The 1,832-nt window shown below is 71.9% G+C and carries 2 protein-coding genes and 1 pseudogene; 2 read left to right on the top strand and 1 reads right to left on the bottom strand.

What is annotated here, in order from left to right; genetic code table 11:
- On the top strand, nucleotides 1-879 hold an 879-nt coding region (locus G0Q01_RS24590; protein ID WP_164213949.1), incomplete at its 5' end, for a quinoprotein relay system zinc metallohydrolase 2.
- A gap of 21 nt (nucleotides 880-900) precedes the next feature.
- Here the strand turns inward: G0Q01_RS24590 and G0Q01_RS24585 are convergent.
- A complete protein-coding gene (locus tag G0Q01_RS24585; protein ID WP_164188502.1) occupies nucleotides 901-1,533 on the bottom strand; it encodes a hypothetical protein in 633 nt (210 codons plus the stop codon).
- A 184-nt stretch (nucleotides 1,534-1,717) separates the two neighbouring features.
- On the opposite strand from G0Q01_RS24585, the pseudogene G0Q01_RS24580 reads away from it, so the two are divergent.
- A pseudogene (locus G0Q01_RS24580) lies at nucleotides 1,718-1,832 on the top strand (S-(hydroxymethyl)glutathione dehydrogenase); the annotation flags it as partial.

Genomic DNA, 1,832 nt, shown 5'->3' with positions numbered 1-1,832 from the left:
GCGGGCGCCGCGTGCCGCCCCGCCGGCGCGGCGCTGGCGGTGACCGAGGTCGCCCCCGGCGTCTTCGTGCACCGCGGCGCGGTGGCCGAGCCGGACGCCGCCAACCGCGGCGATACGGCCAACCTCGGCTTCGTCATCGGCACGCGGGCGGTGGCCGTCATCGACAGCGGCTCGGCGGCCTGGATGGGCGAGGCGCTCTGGCGGGCGATCCGCGCGCGCAGCGATCTGCCGGTGGCCTACGTCGTGCTGACCCATGTGCACCCGGACCACGTGCTTGGGGCCTCGGTCTTCGCCGGTGCGGAGGTGCTCTCCCACGCAGGCCTGCCGCAGGCGCTGGCGCGGCGGCAGGAGACCTACCTGCAAAGGTTCGAGGCTCTGATCGGGGCGGAGGCCTTTCTCGGCACCGGGGTGCCGCGGGTCGACCGGGAGGTGGCCGAGCGGGCCCTGCTCGACCTCGGCGGGCGTGAGCTGGAGCTGCGCGCCTGGCCGCAGGCGCACAGCGGCACCGACCTCACGGTGCTCGACACGGCGACCGGCACGCTCTTTGCCGGGGATCTCGTGGTCGACGGGCACATCCCGCCGCTCGACGGCAGCCTGCGCGGTTGGCAGCGGGTGCTCGGAGATCTGGCGCAGCTCGAGGCCGCCCGCGTCGTGCCGGGCCATGGCGGGCCGGTGCTGGACTGGCCCGGGGGTGCGGCGCCGGTACGGCGCTACCTCGACTTTCTGGCGCGCGACGCGGCGGCGGCGGTGGCGGCGGGGGAGCGGCTGTCGGAAGCGGTCACCCATATCGCCGGCGAGGAGCGGGACCGCTGGCAGCTTTTCGACGCGTTCAACGCGCGCAACGCCACCGTGGCCTTCACCGAGCTCGAGTGGGAGTGAGCCCGCCGGAGGCGGCCGCGGTCAGCCGCCGTCCGCCGGGTCCTCGGCCTTGCCCGCCTCGTGCAGCAGCTGGGCGATGGCGTAGAGCCGCTGCTCGAGAAGCTGCGGCGTCTCGCAGAGGTAGCGGATCGTGTGCTGGCGGTCGGTGAAGATGCGCTGGTCCCAGTCGATCTGCGCCTCGAGCGCGTCGACGCGGTCGTAATCGGGCGCCTCGAGGGCCATCTGCGCGTCCATCTCGGCGCGGGCGGCGTCGATCTTTTCCGACAGCTCGATCTGCCCGAGGGAAAATTTCCCGATGCCCTTGAGAATGCGCGTGCGGCGGTGCGAGAGCCGGTCGAAGACCCCCGAGAAGACCGCCGCCATGAGCGGCATCGCGTCCCCCTCGGCCTCGGTGAAGGCGGCCAGCTCGGTGCGGGCGGTCTCGAGATCGACGCGGCGCAGCGCCAGCAGCTCTGCGAGCTCGCGCGCCGCCGCGCCGCTGGTGCCCTCGAGCTTCGCATCGGGCAGGGGCTCGGGCCACATCAGGCCGGGCGAGAGGGTTTCGACCTTGCGCTGCACGCAGGGCCAGCTGGGGTCCGAGAAATCGGCGGCGCCGGCAACGGACGCTGTCAGCGCCAGCCCCGTCGCCGCGGCAAGAAACGCGTGTCTTGTCATGGTCTTTCTCCCTCTGCCGTCGCGGCGCCTTCGGCGCTTCGACTATGTGGCAGGCTGCGCTTTCGGGGGCTTTCGGGGAATACCCACCATTGGCTGTATTGAGCGGTATGCGACGGCGCACCCATACTCCCCCCAACCGCCGCAGCGCGTCGGAAGAAGAAATCTCATTCAGGAGGGAGACTGCATGCGAACCCGTGCAGCCGTGGCTCTCGAGGCCGGAAGACCACTCGAAATCATGGACGTGGAACTCGACGGGCCAAAGGCCGGCGAGGTGCTTGTCGAGATCAAGGCCACCGGGC

The sequence above is a fragment of the Salipiger sp. PrR007 genome (genome assembly GCF_010499845.1).
Classification (GTDB): Bacteria; Pseudomonadota; Alphaproteobacteria; order Rhodobacterales; family Rhodobacteraceae; genus Salipiger; species Salipiger pacificus_A.
This window is presented reverse-complemented; position numbering and strand designations above follow the sequence as displayed.